A 17,884-nucleotide genomic window follows, 5' to 3' on the forward strand; every position below is an offset into this window, starting at 1 on the left:
AGAAATTTTGTGGGAGGTTTTTTGTTGTTTACTAAAGAATCTCATGTTATAATTTTTGTAAAGTTAAAATCTCAATAGGCGGTGGAAAAATGTCTGAGACTTTATTATATAAAAATTACAATCCGCGTTTAAGAAGAAAGAACGAAAATAGAATTTTTGGTAAAGAAAATATTGGAGGGAAAGCTTCAGGACTTTGTTTTGCAGAAGAAGTATTAGAAAAATATAATGATGTTTTTAAACAGAGTGTAAAAATACCTGAAAGTTTTTTTATAGCTACTGATTATTATCAAATGTTTTTAGATTATAATAATTTGAATGATATAACGGAAGATACTCCTTATGAGGAAGTAGAAATGAGATTTAGAGAAGCTAAATTTCCTCCAGAATATATAAAAGTGCTGATAGAGATTTTAAATAAAATGTATTATCCTTTAGCTGTAAGGTCTTCCTCTTTACTAGAAGATAATGCAAAATATTCTTTCGCTGGTAAGTATTATACCACTTTTATTCCTAACAAAGGTACAGATAGAGAAAGGCTTAAACAATTAGAAAAAGCTATCAAAGAGATTTATGTAAGCGTATATGGCCCAGATGCCGTCGCATATAGGAGAAAACATGCTCCTGATCAAAAAGAATTAATGGGGGTAATTGTGCAACAACTAATAGGTGCCCAAAAAGGAGTATATTTTTATCCAGAGGTTTCTGGAGTAGGCTTTTCTCGAAACTACAGGCGGTGGACTGACAGAATTAAAATAGAAGATGGGGTTGTGAGATTAGTTTTTGGCTTAGGGACAAAGTGTACAGGTAGAGGATATGCGAGAATTTTTTCTCTTACTAATTTGAGACTAAGGCCCGAAGGAAATAATCCAAAAGAAATAGCCAAAAATTCCCAGGAAGCTTTTGATGTGCTAAATTTAATTACAGGGGAAGTTGAGACCTATAACATAAATGAAGCACCGCAATTTTTAACATATCACGATAAAATAGGTGATATTGCTCAAATATACTCAAAAAGAGAAAATGCTATTTTTGATATCAATGTATTGAATAACAGCAATGATGTTTTAAATAAATATATTTTTACTTTCGAAAACTTTCCGAGGAGACACAGAGGATTTTTTAACATAATCTCTAATTTGTTTAAATATTTTGAGGAAGAAATGGGAATGGCAGTTGACATTGAATTTACTTATGACTTAAAAAAAGGCGAATTTTATCTTCTCCAAACACGACCATTGAGCTCTTATGAGAGTTTCAGGAAGGTCCACATTCCTAAAGATATTGAAAAAAAATGTGTCTTGTTGAAAGGGGATAGAATGCTTACAAATGGCATCTTGAAAAACGTAAAATATATAGTATACGTAGACCATGAAGTTTATAGCCTATATAAAGATAAACACGAAATTGCAAGAATAATAGGAAGACTCAATAAAAGTATAGGAGATAGATACATTCTTGTAGGTCCGGGAAGATGGGGTTCCTCTAATCCCTATTTAGGGGTACCTGTTATATACAACGAAATATCTAATGCTGCTATGATTGTAGAGATTGGAATAAAAAATGGCGATTTTATGCCAGAGCTTTCTTATGGAACTCACTTTTTTGCTGATTTAGATATTGATAACATTTTATACATGCCGGTGTTTGATGGTTATGAAAATAATATTTTCAATGAAGAATGGTTTAAAAGGGGGACATATATTGACACGGCTGTCAAAATATTCGAAGGACGATTTGATGCTTATTTAGATGGAGACAAAATGATAGGGTATGTTATTTCTCATGAAAAATGAGTCGATTTATGTATAAAAATAACAAAAAATGAGACTTAAGTCCTATTTAAAGTACCAAAATAATGTAATATAATTTAAACTGTAAGAATGATTCCCCTTTTCCCCATAAAATTTAATATATTCTGCACCCCCAACCCAATGTAGGCTGCTTTAAAGCAGCTGTTTTTTTTGTTTTTGCTAAAGTTTAGCCTTTAAAATGCCGATAAATAAGATTAGAGTAGTGTTTTGAGAATTGTTTCACATAGAACATTTTACCATTTATTCATAAATTTGAGAGGAGCATGTCGAATGAAGAGATTTTTGTCATTGGCTATTGCTGTAAGCATGATATTGTCACTTTTTCCGGGAAATATGTCGAAAGCATATGGAGCATATTCTCCAAATATAACATCGGTAGCTTCTTTGAGATTAGATGGGACAATGGCATCTCCTGCTAAAGGTCCTGTTGACCAATACACTGACATAAAAATTACAGGAAGCGGTTTTGTTACATACGATACAAATGGCAATGTAGTCTCTTCTGTCAGTGCAGTTTACATTGATTCACCCATAGATTCCAATAAGCTCACAATATTAAGTGCAAATGAAAATACAATTTATGCGAAAGTTCCTCCAGCAGGAAACATCGGTCTTAGCCCAGATACTCCTTATACTATAATTGTTCAGCGAAGTGACGGACAGAGTGCAGCTATATTTAATGGCTTTACCTATGTAAATAACCCATATATTTCAAAAGTAGCTCTTGATAACTTTATTACACTTGTCAAAGATTCAAATGGCAATATTATAAGCAGAACTACAAAGTCGTATATAAGAATGGAAGGAAGTTATTTAAATGATATAGGATTAGCGCAGATCAACGGAGAAACAGCTTCAGTTGTTTCGCAAAGTGGTTCTGTGCTTATTACGACTATTCCTCAAAACATTAACATAGACCCTACAACTTTATACACTGTAAATGTTACAAATATATACCGTGGGCGTTCTAATACAGTGCAAACGAATATTTATGCTGTAAATCAAGATATAACGGGATTATCTCAATATACTGTCATTGTAGGAGATACAATTACTATATATGGTCATGGTTTTTCCACTCTTGGTAGCGGATTTAAAGTGTATGTAGGAGCGAATCTTGTAAATTCTTCAGATGTAAATATAGTAAGTGATACTGAGATGACTGTAAAGGTTCCTGCTCCTAAAGATACGACACTTGAGTATCAAAATATTGATATTGTCGCAGCTGACGGTTCTACTGCTACTTTAGTTGATGCTTTAAAAATAATACCTACACCTGCTGTAATTACTATAGATAATATTACTCCAAATGCGGGTTCTGTATCAGGAGGGACAAAAGTTATAATTGTAGGGCAAAATTTGAGAGAGGATTTAATAGTAAAATTTGGGGGAGTTGTGGCAAAAAGTGTACAAAGTATCAGCTTACCTGGCCTTACAGCAAATCAGCGAGCTATACAAGTTACTACACCTCCTTACAGTAAGTCTGGACCAGTGGATGTGAGTTTGGTTGATCCTATTACGGGGTATACAGTAACTAAACAAAATGGATTTTTCTACCTTGCTGTTGAAGATACTATGGTGGTTGTTGATATGAATCCTGATCATGGATATGAAAGCGGAAACACAGATGTAACACTATGGGGATTTAACTTTCAAAGAAGCGATGATCCTTCCACTTATACTGCTAATTCTGACAACACAGAAATAACTTATACTAATACAAATTACACTTACAAAGACCCTGCAACAGGAAATTTAGTGGTAGGTTCCAGAGAAAGAAAACTTTATGTCACTTTTGGCGGTAACAAAGCCCAGATAAAAAGCATATTCAATCCTGGAACAGGACAACAAACTTTGAATGTGTTGTCTCCTAGTGTTACACTTAATCCACCTGGCCAAGATATGCCAGTAGATGTGGTTGTTACAGTGGAAACGACTATAAAAGATGCTAATGGAAATGTAGTTATGCAGTACTCTGAACAGAGCTCTCCACCTACAAAATTTACTTACAATCCACTGCCTTCAAATCCCCAAATTTTAAGCATATCACCCGGTTCGGGAAGCCGTGCCGGTGGAGATACAGTGATTATTCAGGGATTTGATATAAGGCCTGGTGTACAAGTGTACTTTGGGGATAAATTAGCCACTGTTAAAGATTTAACAACTGGTGGAGACAATAGGTCAGTGCTTACAGTTATTTCGCCACCATCTACTGCTTTGGGTTATGTAGACGTAAAAGTTGTAAATAAGGATGCGGATGCCAATAGAGGCTTTGCAATTTACCCAAAAGGCTATTATTACTATACTGCTCCTTCTATAAGCAATATTTTTACAAATTTTGGTTCAAAATATGGTGGTAACTTTATTACACTAACAGGTAGTGATTTTTATGTAGGGCAGACAGTCATAGATGGAGTGTATATGGCTAAATATCCTGATGTAAGAATTGGAAATATTCAATTAAAAGTAATTTCTGTTGAAGACAAAGATGGCAATATAATAGATGGAAAGAAACTTAACATTGGTACAAAGATTAAAGCTATAGTACCTGAAACACAAGTACCTTATACAGTTGGATGGCAAGACGTGACAATTCAAAATTACGATGGCATAAATGGTACTGTAGGCGGAAGTGTGACTTTGCAAAATGCTTTTGAGATAAAAGATACTCAAAAGAATCCGACTATTACCTCCGTTGACCCTAGTAAAGGTCCTACAAAAGGTGGCATACCTATCAAAATCATGGGAAGCAACTTTGAAAAGGGAAGCATAGTTACAATAGATGGAGTACAGGCAACCGTCACAAAAGTCTTAAGTGGCAATACTGAAATAGATGCGACTACGCCACCGGGGACATTGGGTAAAAAAATTGTTCAAGTTGTAAATCCTTCTGACGGCGGTACAGCGACATTAGCAGATGGATTTGAGTATCTTTTGATTGAAACAAAGCCCCAGATAACTAAAGTTGTTCCTAATTACGGTGGCAAAGGGACACTTGTGTACATTTTTGGAAGCGACTTTTCACTGAAAGTTGGGGATAGCGAAGGAGCAAAAGCTTATATAGGAGATACTGTTCTTGAAAATGTGTATGTAATAAATGACACAACAATTACAGGAATAATACCCGACATGAAGTATTCTGGTCTTTACGATATAAAAGTTGTAAATCCTGATACTGCTCAAGCTGTGGCTCCCGAAAAATTCCATTTCCTTGTACCAGAAAGTAATCCAATAATAACTTCTATATACCCAAACTTTGGTACAGTAAAGGGTGGCACTTCTATCTTGATTGAAGGTAGCGATTTTAGAAGGGGAGCAGAGGTATTTATAGGAGGCAACAAAGCAACAAATGTAAGCATAAGTCCTGATGGAAAGACGATAACCGCTACTACTCCTCCAGGAATTCCAGGTAAAACTTATGTAACTGTTGTAAACTATGATGGCGGTAATTACACTTATGGACTTCATGAAGGGGAAAGCGGGTTTACATATGTTGTGCCCAACAGCCAGCCTGTTATTACAAAGATAGAACCCAATAGTGGCTCTACTTATGGAGGACAAGAAGTGACCATATATGGTCAAGACTTTAGAATTTCCAAAGACGAAAATGGAAATATACTAAAAGATGAAAACGGCAATCCAATAGGTCCTGAAGTATATTTTGGAAATGTCAAAGCGGAGAAGGTCACTTATATTGATTATGGAACTTTAAAAGTTATTACACCTCCTAATACTCCTGGGAAAGTGAGAGTAACTGTTGTAAACTATGATGCAGGGCTTGGGTACCTTGACAATGGATATACATATATTCAATCAAATCCTCAGATTAAAGAAGTTATACCTCCAAAGTTTGATAAGGCTGGAGGGACTTATGGCATTATTGTAGGAAGTGATTTTGCAGTTCCTGTATATGATAACGACAAATTAGTAGTACCGGGTTCTTCTGTTTATATTGATGGAGCTTTAGTGCAGGATGTAAAAGTTATAGACAGTACAATGATAAAATTTACTGCTCCTCCAGTTGATAAAATAGGCATGAAGGAATTAAAGGTGGTAAATCCAGATGGAGGAAGTGCTGTATTTAAAATAGAGTATGTATCTCCAAACTCACATCCTTTAATAACCTCTATAACTCCCAATAAAGGCAATATTAATGGAGGTACCTATGTAACTATCAAAGGACAAGACTTTAGAGAAAAAGTTAAAGTGTATTTCGATGCCTATGAAGCGAAAGTAGTTGCGAATACCTCTGATACTATTACTGTAATCACTCCTGCTGCAGATCCGCAGAAAGACTTAGACCGTCTTGTGGATGTGACGGTGTTTAATGTTGATGACGGAGGCAGTTATACTTTAAAGGAAGCGTTTATGTATATTACTACAGAGTCCAATCCGAAGATAACTTCTATTACTCCTAATACAGGGTCTACAAAAGGAGGAGAAACAGTAACCATAACAGGTAATGACTTTAGACAGGGTGCAAGGGTGTTTTTTGGAGATGTAGAAGCTTATAATGTAATTGTGAAAAGTTATAACACGATTGTCGTGACAACCCCAGGGCATGCAGAGGGAAAAGTAGATGTAATTGTGAGAAATCCCGATTATGCAAATGCTGTTTTGCCTCAAGGTTTTACTTATGTGCAAACAGTACCGGATAATCCAGTAGGCTTTTGGGCCGAATCAATAGCCGGTAACGACCATACATTATATTTGCATTGGTCAGAGGCAAAAGGAGCAAAATACTATGAAATCTATGGTAAGACAGCTAATTCGGCAGATTACAAATTCATCACTGCAACAGATAAATTGGAATATTTCGTGACAAATCTTTCGCCAAATACTACTTACTCTTTTATTATGAGAGCTGTAAATGATTTAGGTCCCAGTGATTTTGTATATACTTATGCTACTACTGATACTTCTTCTAACAGCAAATATGACACTTCTGTTACAGGAGTGAAAAATGACACTACTTATGCGACAGCAAATGGTTCTCTGGTCATTACATTAGGAGATGATGTTTTAAATTCAGCTATTTACAAAATTGATTTGACAGGCTACCAATATAAAAATATAAGCAAATGGGTTATAAATATACCGTCTAAATATAAAAGTAAAACTTCTACCATATGGATTATAATGCCTGGATTTAATATAAAATTTACCCTTAATAGCCTCTACCTATCAGGAGATTATGACAGAATAACAATAAATAAGTTATCAGATAAAACTTATGACGAAATATCAAGAAATATGCCAAAAGGCTATAAGATATTATCTGACATTTATGACATAAGTTATGAAAAAATTGACGGTGATAGGACAAGTAGTTATCCATATTTTTATAATAAAGTAAATGTAACATTAAATGTTGACAAAAATAGACTTGGCAATAGAAATATAAATTTTTCAAAACTTTCATATATAACTTCATCGATCAGCACTGGTACAGATACTGGGTTTACAGTAGTAAGGACTGGTATATCAAACATGATAGTGGACAATGCATTGAATAATATATCAGGTGATATATCTTATCCAGGCAGGCTAGCTGTTATTTATTGAGGAGTGAGAAGGTTGAAAAAGATATTTACAATTTTACTTACAATAATAGTTTTATTTGTTTTAAATAATATTTATACTTATGCTTCGGACAATCCTGTATATTACGGTACGGACAACGCGCAAAGCATTCATTACAGTATGTCTTTCAAAGATATGAAAGATAGCTTTGCTAAAAATGACATAATGAAAATGGCAGCTCTTTCGGTTATTAGAGGTGGAGGAAATCAAAAATTTTATCCTAAAAGCTATTTAAAAAGAGAAGAGGCAATTGCATATATTGTAAGACTAATGGGATTGGAAGAACAAGTACAGAAGATGCCTATATCCTCCTCTACTGCAGTAGGAGGGAGTAACCCTTCTACTGCTAATTCTAATCAGACTGGGCAAAATAATGCTTCTTCTCAATCAGGTCCCAAAGTAGATTCCTGGGCACAGGGAATAATTGATGTGGCGGTGAAAAATAATCTTTTAAGTAAACAGGATATGACTTTGGATTTTACAGCAAATGCTACAAGAGAAGAGGTTGCCTATTGGATAGCAAAAGGATTGAATCTTGCGCCGATTTACGGAAAAGATTTACAAAAAGTTTATGCTTTTTCGGATGCTAAAAGTTTTAATACTGATTATATGCCATATATTGAAGCAGTTTTAAAAAGTGGAATAATGACAGGTTACAATGATAGTAAATTTGGACCTAAAGACAACATAACCAGAGAGCAGATGGCGTCAGTTTTGAATAGAGCTTTTAACTTGGGATATAAACTAATGGGCTATTCAATACTAAATGCTACAGTGCAGGATATACTTTACGAAAAGGATCCTGGGGAAAATAGTGTAAAGAAAACTTTTGTTCTTCTCAATAATAAAGGGCAAAATGAGTATATTGTAGTTCAAGGAACTTATTCCTCAAAAGGAATAGTTCATAATTCAGATTTTTTGACTATTAGCAATGGTGTTCCTTCTTTTTCTGATTCTATTGAAAAAGGGGATAATGTGAATTTTTATCTAAGCGGTCAAAATGTGATATTTGCTGAAAAAAACCCTGTATTTCAGAGCACTTTGTACGGAGAGATAAAAGACATATCAGCTTCTAACATAACACTTACATCTGAATCAGGAGTTGAATATGTATTTTCTTATAACCCTAATACAAAAGTCTATATAAATGATTATCCTGCTTCTATAAAAGATTTACGATATGGTCAAATAGCTACAGTGTACCTTAATGGTAATACTGCCTATGTTATAAATGTTGAATATGAGGACTTAGGAGCTGGGAAAATCGATACAGGCTCAAGACAAGTAACGGGAAGCATAATAGCTATAGAGAAACAAGATAATGGCATAAATATTAAATTAAACAATGGACAATTTTACTCTATTGCTTATGATGTAGCTGTTATAAAAGATGGAAATACTGTGTCTTTGTCTTCAATAAAAGAGGGAGACTATGTAAATTTGTATTTTGATGACCCTTATACAAATGCACCCATCAAGGTATTAGTAGAAAATGGATACCACAAAGTCTACTATATCATAAGAGGAAATCTCGGAAGTTTACTGGCTTCTAACAATTCTATTTCATTAAACAATGTGGAGAAGTATTATCAAGGTACATGGCAAAGGGCAGATAATTTTGCTTATTATTCTTTGGATGGTACTAAAATATATTACAATGGCTTTGAGGTTAGCAAAGAAGACCTTAAAAATTATAGAGGAAATCAAATTTATGCTGCAGTTGAGAATCATTTTGGAACAGATTCAATTACCTTTATAAATATAACCCCAAGTTTTACAATGAGTTACAGTGGCATTGCAAGTTTTGATACTCAATCGATGATTCTTACATTAAATGATGGCAGAAAAGTAACTGTAAACGATGGTACAATTATTATAAAAAATGGAATGAAAGTGCCCTATTCATCACTTATGGGTCAAAAACAAGTTTATGTGTCTTTTTCCCAAAGTGATAGAGGTTTGTACGCTAATTTTATATCAATAATTGATAATATATATCCAGATTACTATTATGCAAAGGGTTTTATAAACGGGGCAACATCAAATTCTATCACTGTTGGCAATTACTTATATACAACTTGGTCATATCAAGCATATGGTTATTATGCTATACAAAACAATCAATGGAATATTGTAGGAGGCACAAAAACTTTCTATGTGGGAGATAAAACTTATATAGTTGACAATAGAGATAAAAATTCGAAAGTTATTCCCTACACAGAGTTTTTGGATGTAAAATATGGAAAATCTAAATACATCTCTGCTCATGTGTATGTGGTATCACAAGGAGACAATGCTATTGCAATAAACATTATGAATTCCACGGGGCAAGAAAGAGTGTCTACTGCTGATGTTGAATTCATTGACGGCACCAAGTTGACTCTAAATAATGTAAATGACTGGAATGAATTAAATGGGGTTTGGAATTTGAATACCTCTCTTGACACAATAGATGTCTCAAAAGCAGTAATAATTAAAAATGGACAGGCAGTAAATATAAGTTCTATAAATTCGGGAGATTCACTCTATATTATAAGAAATGGGTCATCTGCTGTTATTGTAACGGTTAAGTAAGAAAAACATTGGAGGAATTGTAATGAAAAAAATTATAGGGTTATTTATAATATTCACCCTTTTGATTCCTTTTCCTGTACAGGTTTTTGCCAATGATGCAGGTTTTGAAGGTGGTATTGCCAATGAGCAAGAATACAAAGAAGTTGTATTTATAACGGGACAACCTATTATATTTAGTGGTGTTCTTAAAATTAATCAATCTGTAAGAGGTGATACTACTACAACAACATATAGGTATGACCTTGCTTCCGATTCAGGAGACAAACTCACACGTTCTCTTACTTTTGTTACCCAAGAAGCAAAAAAACCTGAATACAACCAAGTGATTAGCCAGACTACTCTTAAAACATATACTGAAAACATAAAAATAGGGGGAAATACTTACACTTTAGATAGAAATAATGGATATATATACTCGGGTTCTGAAGTAAAAAGCATAAACCCTGGTGTAACTTACTATGCTGGTAACTATTCAGGCGTAAAATTATACAGGGTCAATGGCAATAAAGGGATTGTAAAAGTGACTATAGATGACAAAACAGTAGGATTTATTCATAAATACGGAAGTGCTGACACACATCAAATAAATTATTTAATCGAAAGCACAATGGGGTCAAATGGAGAAGTAAAAAAATGGGTTGGAGAGGCTCATGTAACTGTATCTTTTACTGATAAATCCAGTATTGAATATGTGGAAAATGACCCTCAATATATAAGTTTTAGGGGTGGATATCTTTTAAGGCGAAATAGCGGTGACATGATGGATTACTCTTATAACCTTCCAAAACTAGATGATAACGGCAATGAAATAGGAAGAAACATAGGAAGTGGAAGTTTGAAACTTGATGGCGTGCCATTCGAAGATAGATTGGTGGTTCCGCAGGTTAAAGACATAAACGGAACATGGGGAAAAGAGGATATTAAAAAATTGATGAGTATGGAAATATTTCCTAATGACTCAGAATACTTTGGTCCTAAACTTCCCATATTGCGCTCAGACTTTACTATTGCAGTATCAAAAGCAATTGGCTTAAAACCTTATGAACCGCCTAAAACTACACTTTATTCAGCAAGAAACAAAAATGTTATAGAAATTTCACCTTTTATTGATATATCTACTACTGATCCGAATTATGGATATATAAAAGCGGCTAGTGATACAGGGCTTATCTCAGGTACTGCTCCAAATCAATTTAGTCCTTCTAAATCTCTTACTCGTGCTCAAGCGGCAGTGATATTTATAAGAGCTTTGGGGCTTGAGAACCTTGCTCCTTTAGGGAATTTTAATACTGGTTTTTTAGATGACTACGCCATACCATTGTGGGCAAAAAGAAGTATTTATGTAGCACGAGAGATAGGACTTCTATCAGGTGATGAATACGGCCGGTTTAACCCTGATAGCTATGTAACTAGAGAAGAAGCTTCTTCAATGATATCGAGGATGATAAACTTTATGATGAACGACCTTACTTTTGATTATGTAATGAGGATATTAAATTATCATAATTAAGATAAGGGATAAATCTATTGTTCAGACTGTAGACAAACTATTTTGTAAGATTGGCATTTTGTAAAGTAATGCGACTCGCGACAAAGCAGCCCGGCACTCAAGTAAGAAAGTTTATAAAGCAAAAATAGAAAAACAATCATACTTACTTGAGTGCCGGGAAACTTAGCAAGCTCAAAAGACGAAGGCGGGGCTGGAGCCACGGATGGCGGAAGCGGCCACCTGAGACAAGGGAGAAATCCCTTTTTTTGTAGACAGAGGTAGGGGTGACAAGAGGGCTTAATTAGATAGAATAAATGCGTATATAAAAGCATATATTTTATTGAGTATGTTAAATTTCGGAGGTAAAAGATGAAATATGCTTTTTATGGAATTTTCTTTATATTTTTTAGTTTAATAATTTTACCTTCTATAATAGTTTTTGGCTTTAATTCTCACAAAACTTCTTCAACACCTTTAAGTGAGGTCAAGCTTATTGATGGAGGAAAGCTAGTAAAATTAGATAATTTAAGTAATACAAATTTATACCATACAGTGAATGTCTTTATAACAAATCAAAACAAAATCAGGAAAATGGATTTAGAAGAGTATGTAAAAGGAGTAGTTGCTGCAGAAATGCCTGCAGAATTTGAAATGGAAGCTTTAAAAGCACAAGCTGTTGCAGCGAGGACTTATGCGCTCTCAAAAGAAATAGCTTTGGGAGGTAGGGGTTGTGAATTGCATCCGGGGGCTGATGTGTGTACTGATTCTGAACATTGCCAAGCATGGCAATCTGAGGATGAGTTGAGGCAAAAGTGGGGAGAAAATTTTGATAAATACTATGCTAAAATATCTCAAGCAGTAGAAGATACAAAAGGGCTTGTATTAGTTTACGATGATGCTTTAATTGTGCCAGCTTATCATGCTATAAGTGGAGGAAAAACAGAAAATTCTGAGGAGGTATGGCATAGCAAAATTCCCTATTTAAGAAGTGTTGTTTCTCCTGGAGAAGAAGTAGCATCAAAATATAAAACTACTGTTGTGGTATCAAAAGAGGAATTTATAAATAAATTAAAACAAAAAGAGCCTTCTTTGAAATTGAATAGTAGCAATATTTTAAATCAAGTAAAAGATATAGAAAAAACACAAGCTGGGCACGTTAAAACGTTGAAAATAGGGAATATAACCTTTAGCGGAGAAGAAATAAGGGAGGTATTTAATCTAAATTCTACAAATTTTAGCTTTGAGGCACAAGGAAATAACATTGTAATAACTGTCATAGGTTATGGTCACGGAGTGGGAATGAGTCAATATGGAGCAAATGCATTGGCAAAACAGGGTAAAAAATTTGATGAAATATTGAAATACTATTATACAGGAGTAGAAATAGTAAAAATCGAAAATTTATTGAAAATACAGCACTGATAAAGTGCTGTACAGACTGTAGACAAACTTTCGTAAAGGAGATATTTTGCATAAGAAGCGACTTGTGACAAAGCGGTAACAAAACTTAGCAAGACCGAGGGTGGAGGCAGGGCCGAAGCCAAGGATGGCGAAGGCGGGCACCTTAAGGCAAGGAGGCCGATTGTGCCCGGTACCCTGCCGGAGCCCGAAGGGGAAGCTTATGTTTTGTCGCTTTGGAACATCGGAGCGACGATGCAAAATATCTCCTTTGAATATTTTTTAACTTTGTCAACAAATTGTACAGCACTGATAAAGTGCTGTATTTTTTGTATAAATAATTAAGTTAGTGGTTAAAATACCATTTGGAGGTGAAAAATGTGAGAATAAACAGGGAAAATTTAATAAGATTTTTTGATAGAAAGGGTTTTTACATAGTATTATTTTTATCCATAGTAGTAATAGCCGCTACATCAGTATATGTTACTAATAATAATTTAAAAAAATTAGAAGAACTCAGAAAAGCACAGCAAGAAGAAATTAATTCAGCTATTGAAAGTGATTGGGGTTATGAAAAAGAACTAGCGCAAGCTCAGGGAAAAAAAGAACAGCAAAATAATTCTACAACTGCTATCAGTCAACAAGAAAAAAGTAACGTATCTGACAAAAAAGAAAATCTTCAACCAGTAACAAAAAATAGTGACGAAGTTAAAAGTTCAGGGAAAAATGATAGTTTAACAAACAGCAAAGTAGCAACTGTTATGGCAAGTACTACATCCACAATAAAAAAAGATAGTAATTTATCTTCTACGATGTTAGTTTTACTGAAGCCTGTAAATGGAGACATAATATTAGAGTTTGCCAAAGATAAGCTTGTATTTTCAAAGACCCTTCAAGAATGGACAACTCATAAAGGAGTAGATATTGGATCAAAATTGGGAGAACCTGTATTGTCGGCTATGGATGGAATTGTGACAAAAGTATACAAAGATCCAAAATTAGGGAATACTGTTGTTATAAAAAATGGAAAATGGGAAACGCGGTATGCAAATTTAGACGATGAGATTTTAGTAAAGGAACAAGGAAAAGTAGTAAGAGGACAGCAAATAGGGAAAATAGGAGCATCGGCGAAGTTTGAAGTTGGAGAAGGCCCCCACTTACATTTTGAACTTTTAGAAAATGGAATACCTATTGATCCAATAGCTTATTTTAAATAAGAATAGCTGTTTAAGAAAGACTTGAATATTTTCCGTATTCAAGTCTTCAGACTGTATACAAACTTTCGAAAATAGGATATTTTGCAATCGGTGCGACTTGTGACAAAGCGGCAACAAAACTTAACAAGACCGATGGTGGAGGCAGGGCCGAAGCCAAGGAAGGCGGAGGCGGGCACTAAGACAAGGAGGTCGAATGTGCCCGGTACCCTGCCGGAGCCCGAAGGTCGAGTTTAGTTTTGTCGCTTTGGAACATCGGAGTGACGATGCAAAATATCCTATTTAAAAATTTTTGACTTTGTCAACAAACTGAGACTTGAATATTTCCCGTATTCAAGTCTTTTTTGTTTTTATAAATATTCTAATGGCTTTGTTTTGGCATATACATATTAATGAGATTTGAAAAATTTAAAGGGGGTTTTGGTTTTGAAAGATTACATAGAAGAAAGAACTTTGGAAATATCAAAATACATAATAGAACACAAAGCAACTGTAAGAGAAGCTGCAAAGGTTTTTGGAGTTAGCAAAAGCACAGTTCACAAAGATGTGACAGAAAGGCTTCCTGATATAAATTTTGAATTATATAAAGAAGTGAGAGAGATTCTGAGCAAAAATAAAGCAGAAAGGCATATAAGAGGAGGAAAAGCCACCAAAATAAAATATCAAAAACTGAACAATAAATTTTAAGAAAATAAAAGAGGATTTTGTAAATTTGTAGCGAATTAATAAATTGATAATAAATTAAACATTTCGGCATCAATGTCGATAATTTAAATGGATGCCATTTTTGTCGAAATACATAAGAAAGGTGTGTTTGAATGTTTGCGATCTCTAAGGATATCGGAATTGACCTTGGCACGGCATCTGTCCTGGTCTACATCAAAGGGGAAGGGATTGTTTTAAAAGAACCATCAGTTGTAGCAATTGATAGAACTACTAATAAAATTCTTGCAGTTGGCGAAGAAGCACAAAGAATGGTAGGCAGGACGCCAGGGAATATATTAGCTATAAAGCCTCTAAGGGCGGGAGTAATTTCTGACTACGACGTTACAGAGAAAATGCTTAGATATTTTATAAACAAAGCCTGCGGGGGAAGGTTTTTATTAAGACCCAAAATAATGATTTGTATTCCAAGTGGCGTAACACAGGTAGAAAAAAGAGCTGTCATTGATGCAGCATTACAAGCAGGAGCGCGAAAAGCTTATCTCATCGAAGAACCTATTGCAGCGGCCATAGGAGCAGGATTAGATATATCACAGCCAAGTGGAAATATGATTGTAGATATTGGGGGAGGCACCACTGACATAGCTGTAATTTCTTTGGGGAGTTCAGTGGTGTCTAAAAATATTAAAGTAGCAGGTGATAATTTTGATGGAGCAATTATCCGCTACATGAGGAAAAAGTATCACATCATAATAGGAGAAAGAATGGCAGAAGAAATAAAAATAAATATAGGTACTGCCTATTTTGATGGCAAAGAAGAGAAAATGCTAGTAAAAGGGAGAAGCTTAATATCTGGTTTGCCTCAAAATGTAGAAGTGACTTCCAGTGAAATATGTGAAGCATTAAAAGAGCCTCTTGAAGAAATTGTTGAAGCTGTACACAGTGTATTAGAAAGAACACCTCCTGAATTAGCGGCGGACATAAGTGACAAAGGGATAGTACTCACGGGGGGCGGAGCGTTGCTAAAAGGAATGGACAGGCTTTTAAGGGAAAGGATGAATACACCTGTATATCTTGCAAATGACCCTATAAGTTGTGTGGTTTTAGGTACAGGGAAAGCATTGGATTCTCTTGAATTATTAGAAAAATCAGAAACTGTAATTGATGTATACAAAATCAATAAGTAAGAAGGTGATTTTATGTTAAGAGGGCTTTACACTGCCTCTTCGGGGATGATTACCCAAACAAAAATAATGGATGTTTTAGCAAACAATCTTGCAAATGTAAATACTACAGGGTATAAAAAAGATGTGGTAATTACTTCTTCTTTTCCAAATTTTGAAGTAACAAGACATGGGGGTGATAACATACCTCCTAATGGGAAAATTGGAAGAATGGATTACGGCGTGTTAGTTGACACTTTTCATACAAATTTTGAAGAAGGGGCTTTTTCTCAAACCAATGGTAAGTTAGACTTTGCAATAGATGGCAATGGGTTTTTTGTGGTAAATACTCCTAATGGTCAAAGGTATACAAGGGATGGCTCTTTTACTTTATCCAAAGATGGGTATTTAGTTACACAAGAAGGATATATTGTAGAAGGGGAAAATGGGCCTATAAAGTTGTCACAAGGAGAAATTTCTGTCGATGAAATGGGTAATATAATAAACAATGGACAATTGGTGGACAGGCTTAGAATTGTGGATTTTAATAATTATGATGGTTTAAGAAAGGAGGGCAATAATTTATTTTTTATAGATAACAGTACCAATGTACAAGTTATTCCTGCAACAGGGAAAATAAAACAGGGATTTTTAGAACAGTCAAATGTGAATTCTGTTAAAGAAATGGTAAATATGATAAGCGTGATGAGAAATTATGAATCGAATCAGAAGGTGGTAATTGCTTTTGATGAAACTCTTGGAAAAGCTGTTAACGAAGTTGGAAAAGTATAAGGAGGGTAAAAGCTTATGATGAGAGCTTTGTGGTCTGCCGCATCTGGCATGACGGCTCAACAACTTAATGTAGATGTCATTTCGAATAACCTTGCAAATGTGAATACTACCGCTTTTAAGAGAGATAGAGCAGAATTTAAGGATTTAATATACCAAACTTTGCAAAGAGAAAACGTATATGGTGGACAAGGTAAACCTGTCAATATGCAAGTAGGAGTAGGTGTAAGGCCTTCGGCAATTGTAAAAGATTTTACTGAAGGAAGCCTCCAGCAGACAGAGAATCCTTTGGATTTGGCACTGGATGGAGAAGGATTTTTTGCCGTGTTAGGACCAGATGACAAAGTTTATTACACGAGAGATGGGAGTTTTAAATTAAGTGCTGATGGCAACACTTTAATGCTTGTAACTGCCGACGGTTATCCTGTATTAGATGACAGTGGTAATCCCATAGTTTTTGACAGCACTGAAAAAGATATATCAGTATCACCAATGGGCGTGATAAGCGTAAAAAATCCTGACGGAACTACTCAAGAAGTGGCTACTTTAGGAATCTATAATTTTGTCAATCCTCAGGGACTTTTAAGTGTGGGTAGTAATCTCTATGAGCCAACAGAAGCGTCAGGACAGCCTGGTACGAGAGATGACTTTCAGGGAAGAATGGGCAAAGTCATGCAAGGATTTTTAGAAACCTCAAATGTCCAAGTTGTAAAGGAAATGGTGGACATGATTGCCGCACAAAGAGCTTATGAGATAAATTCAAAAGCTATACAAGCGGCTGATGAAATGTTGGGAATTGCAAATAATCTGAGAAGATAGTTTATTGGAAGGGATGATCTTAAATGGAGATAAATCCCGTAAATAACAGTGATATAAATAAATTTCAAATTGATTTGCAAAAAGACGGAAGTTATTTTGAACGAATAATACAACAGGCGATAAAAGACAAAGACAGTCAAAAGCTTAAAGAAGCATGTCAGCAATTAGAGGCAACTTTTATAGGGCTTATGTTAAATGAGATGAGAAAGACAATTCCAGAAGATCCATTGACAGGAGATAGTCTAGCAAATGATATTTTTACTTCTATGTTATATGATAAATATGCTGAAATGTTGGCTCAAAATGGATCTTTTGGACTGGCTGACCAAATATATAATCAACTTTCTAAGAAAGTTTGAAAGGGCACTTGCCCTTTTTATT

At 34.8% G+C, this 17,884-nt stretch carries 11 protein-coding genes; all 11 read left to right on the forward strand.

Features of this window, described 5'->3' with window-relative positions:
- Positions 1–89: 89 nt before the first annotated feature.
- The 11 genes from BUB32_RS00420 (at position 90) to BUB32_RS00470 (ending at position 17,862) form a co-directional block, all read left to right on the forward strand.
- Positions 90–1,793 (forward strand): PEP/pyruvate-binding domain-containing protein, encoded by a 1,704-nt coding sequence (locus tag BUB32_RS00420; protein WP_072966443.1) that lies wholly within the window; start codon positions 90–92, stop codon positions 1,791–1,793.
- A gap of 288 nt (positions 1,794–2,081) precedes the next feature.
- Complete coding sequence (locus tag BUB32_RS00425) at positions 2,082–7,376, forward strand: IPT/TIG domain-containing protein (RefSeq protein ID WP_072966445.1); 5,295 nt, start codon at positions 2,082–2,084, stop codon at positions 7,374–7,376.
- A gap of 3 nt (positions 7,377–7,379) precedes the next feature.
- Entirely contained in the window at positions 7,380–9,968 is a 2,589-nt protein-coding gene (locus tag BUB32_RS00430; RefSeq protein ID WP_234949187.1) for an S-layer homology domain-containing protein, read from the forward strand.
- Between the two features lie 22 nt (positions 9,969–9,990).
- Positions 9,991–11,478 carry an S-layer homology domain-containing protein gene (locus tag BUB32_RS00435; RefSeq protein ID WP_072966450.1) on the forward strand — a complete coding sequence of 496 codons (1,488 nt, stop codon included), beginning with the start codon at positions 9,991–9,993 and terminating at the stop codon, positions 11,476–11,478.
- Between the two features lie 348 nt (positions 11,479–11,826).
- The gene (spoIID, locus tag BUB32_RS00440; RefSeq protein ID WP_072966452.1) at positions 11,827–12,879 is read left to right on the forward strand and encodes a stage II sporulation protein D; all 1,053 of its coding nucleotides are present in this window, start codon (positions 11,827–11,829) and stop codon (positions 12,877–12,879) included.
- A gap of 356 nt (positions 12,880–13,235) precedes the next feature.
- Positions 13,236–14,072 (forward strand): M23 family metallopeptidase, encoded by an 837-nt coding sequence (locus BUB32_RS00445; protein ID WP_072966455.1) that lies wholly within the window; start codon positions 13,236–13,238, stop codon positions 14,070–14,072.
- Between the two features lie 423 nt (positions 14,073–14,495).
- Positions 14,496–14,756 carry a sporulation transcriptional regulator SpoIIID gene (gene spoIIID, locus BUB32_RS00450; protein ID WP_029688152.1) on the forward strand — a complete coding sequence of 87 codons (261 nt, stop codon included), beginning with the start codon at positions 14,496–14,498 and terminating at the stop codon, positions 14,754–14,756.
- A 131-nt stretch (positions 14,757–14,887) separates the two neighbouring features.
- Positions 14,888–15,919 carry a rod shape-determining protein gene (mreB, locus tag BUB32_RS00455; RefSeq protein WP_072966458.1) on the forward strand — a complete coding sequence of 344 codons (1,032 nt, stop codon included), beginning with the start codon at positions 14,888–14,890 and terminating at the stop codon, positions 15,917–15,919.
- Positions 15,920–15,931: 12 nt separating this feature from the next.
- On the forward strand, positions 15,932–16,687 hold the full coding sequence (gene flgF, locus BUB32_RS00460; protein ID WP_072966460.1) for a flagellar basal-body rod protein FlgF: 756 nt from the start codon (positions 15,932–15,934) through the stop codon (positions 16,685–16,687).
- Positions 16,688–16,702: 15 nt separating this feature from the next.
- Positions 16,703–17,503, forward strand: a complete 801-nt coding sequence (flgG, locus tag BUB32_RS00465; RefSeq protein ID WP_072966463.1) for a flagellar basal-body rod protein FlgG — start codon at positions 16,703–16,705, stop codon at positions 17,501–17,503.
- Between the two features lie 23 nt (positions 17,504–17,526).
- Positions 17,527–17,862 carry a rod-binding protein gene (locus BUB32_RS00470; RefSeq protein ID WP_072966465.1) on the forward strand — a complete coding sequence of 112 codons (336 nt, stop codon included), beginning with the start codon at positions 17,527–17,529 and terminating at the stop codon, positions 17,860–17,862.
- Positions 17,863–17,884: the final 22 nt, after the last annotated feature.

It is taken from the genome of Thermoanaerobacter uzonensis DSM 18761 (assembly GCF_900129115.1).
Classification (GTDB): domain Bacteria; phylum Bacillota; class Thermoanaerobacteria; order Thermoanaerobacterales; family Thermoanaerobacteraceae; genus Thermoanaerobacter; species Thermoanaerobacter uzonensis.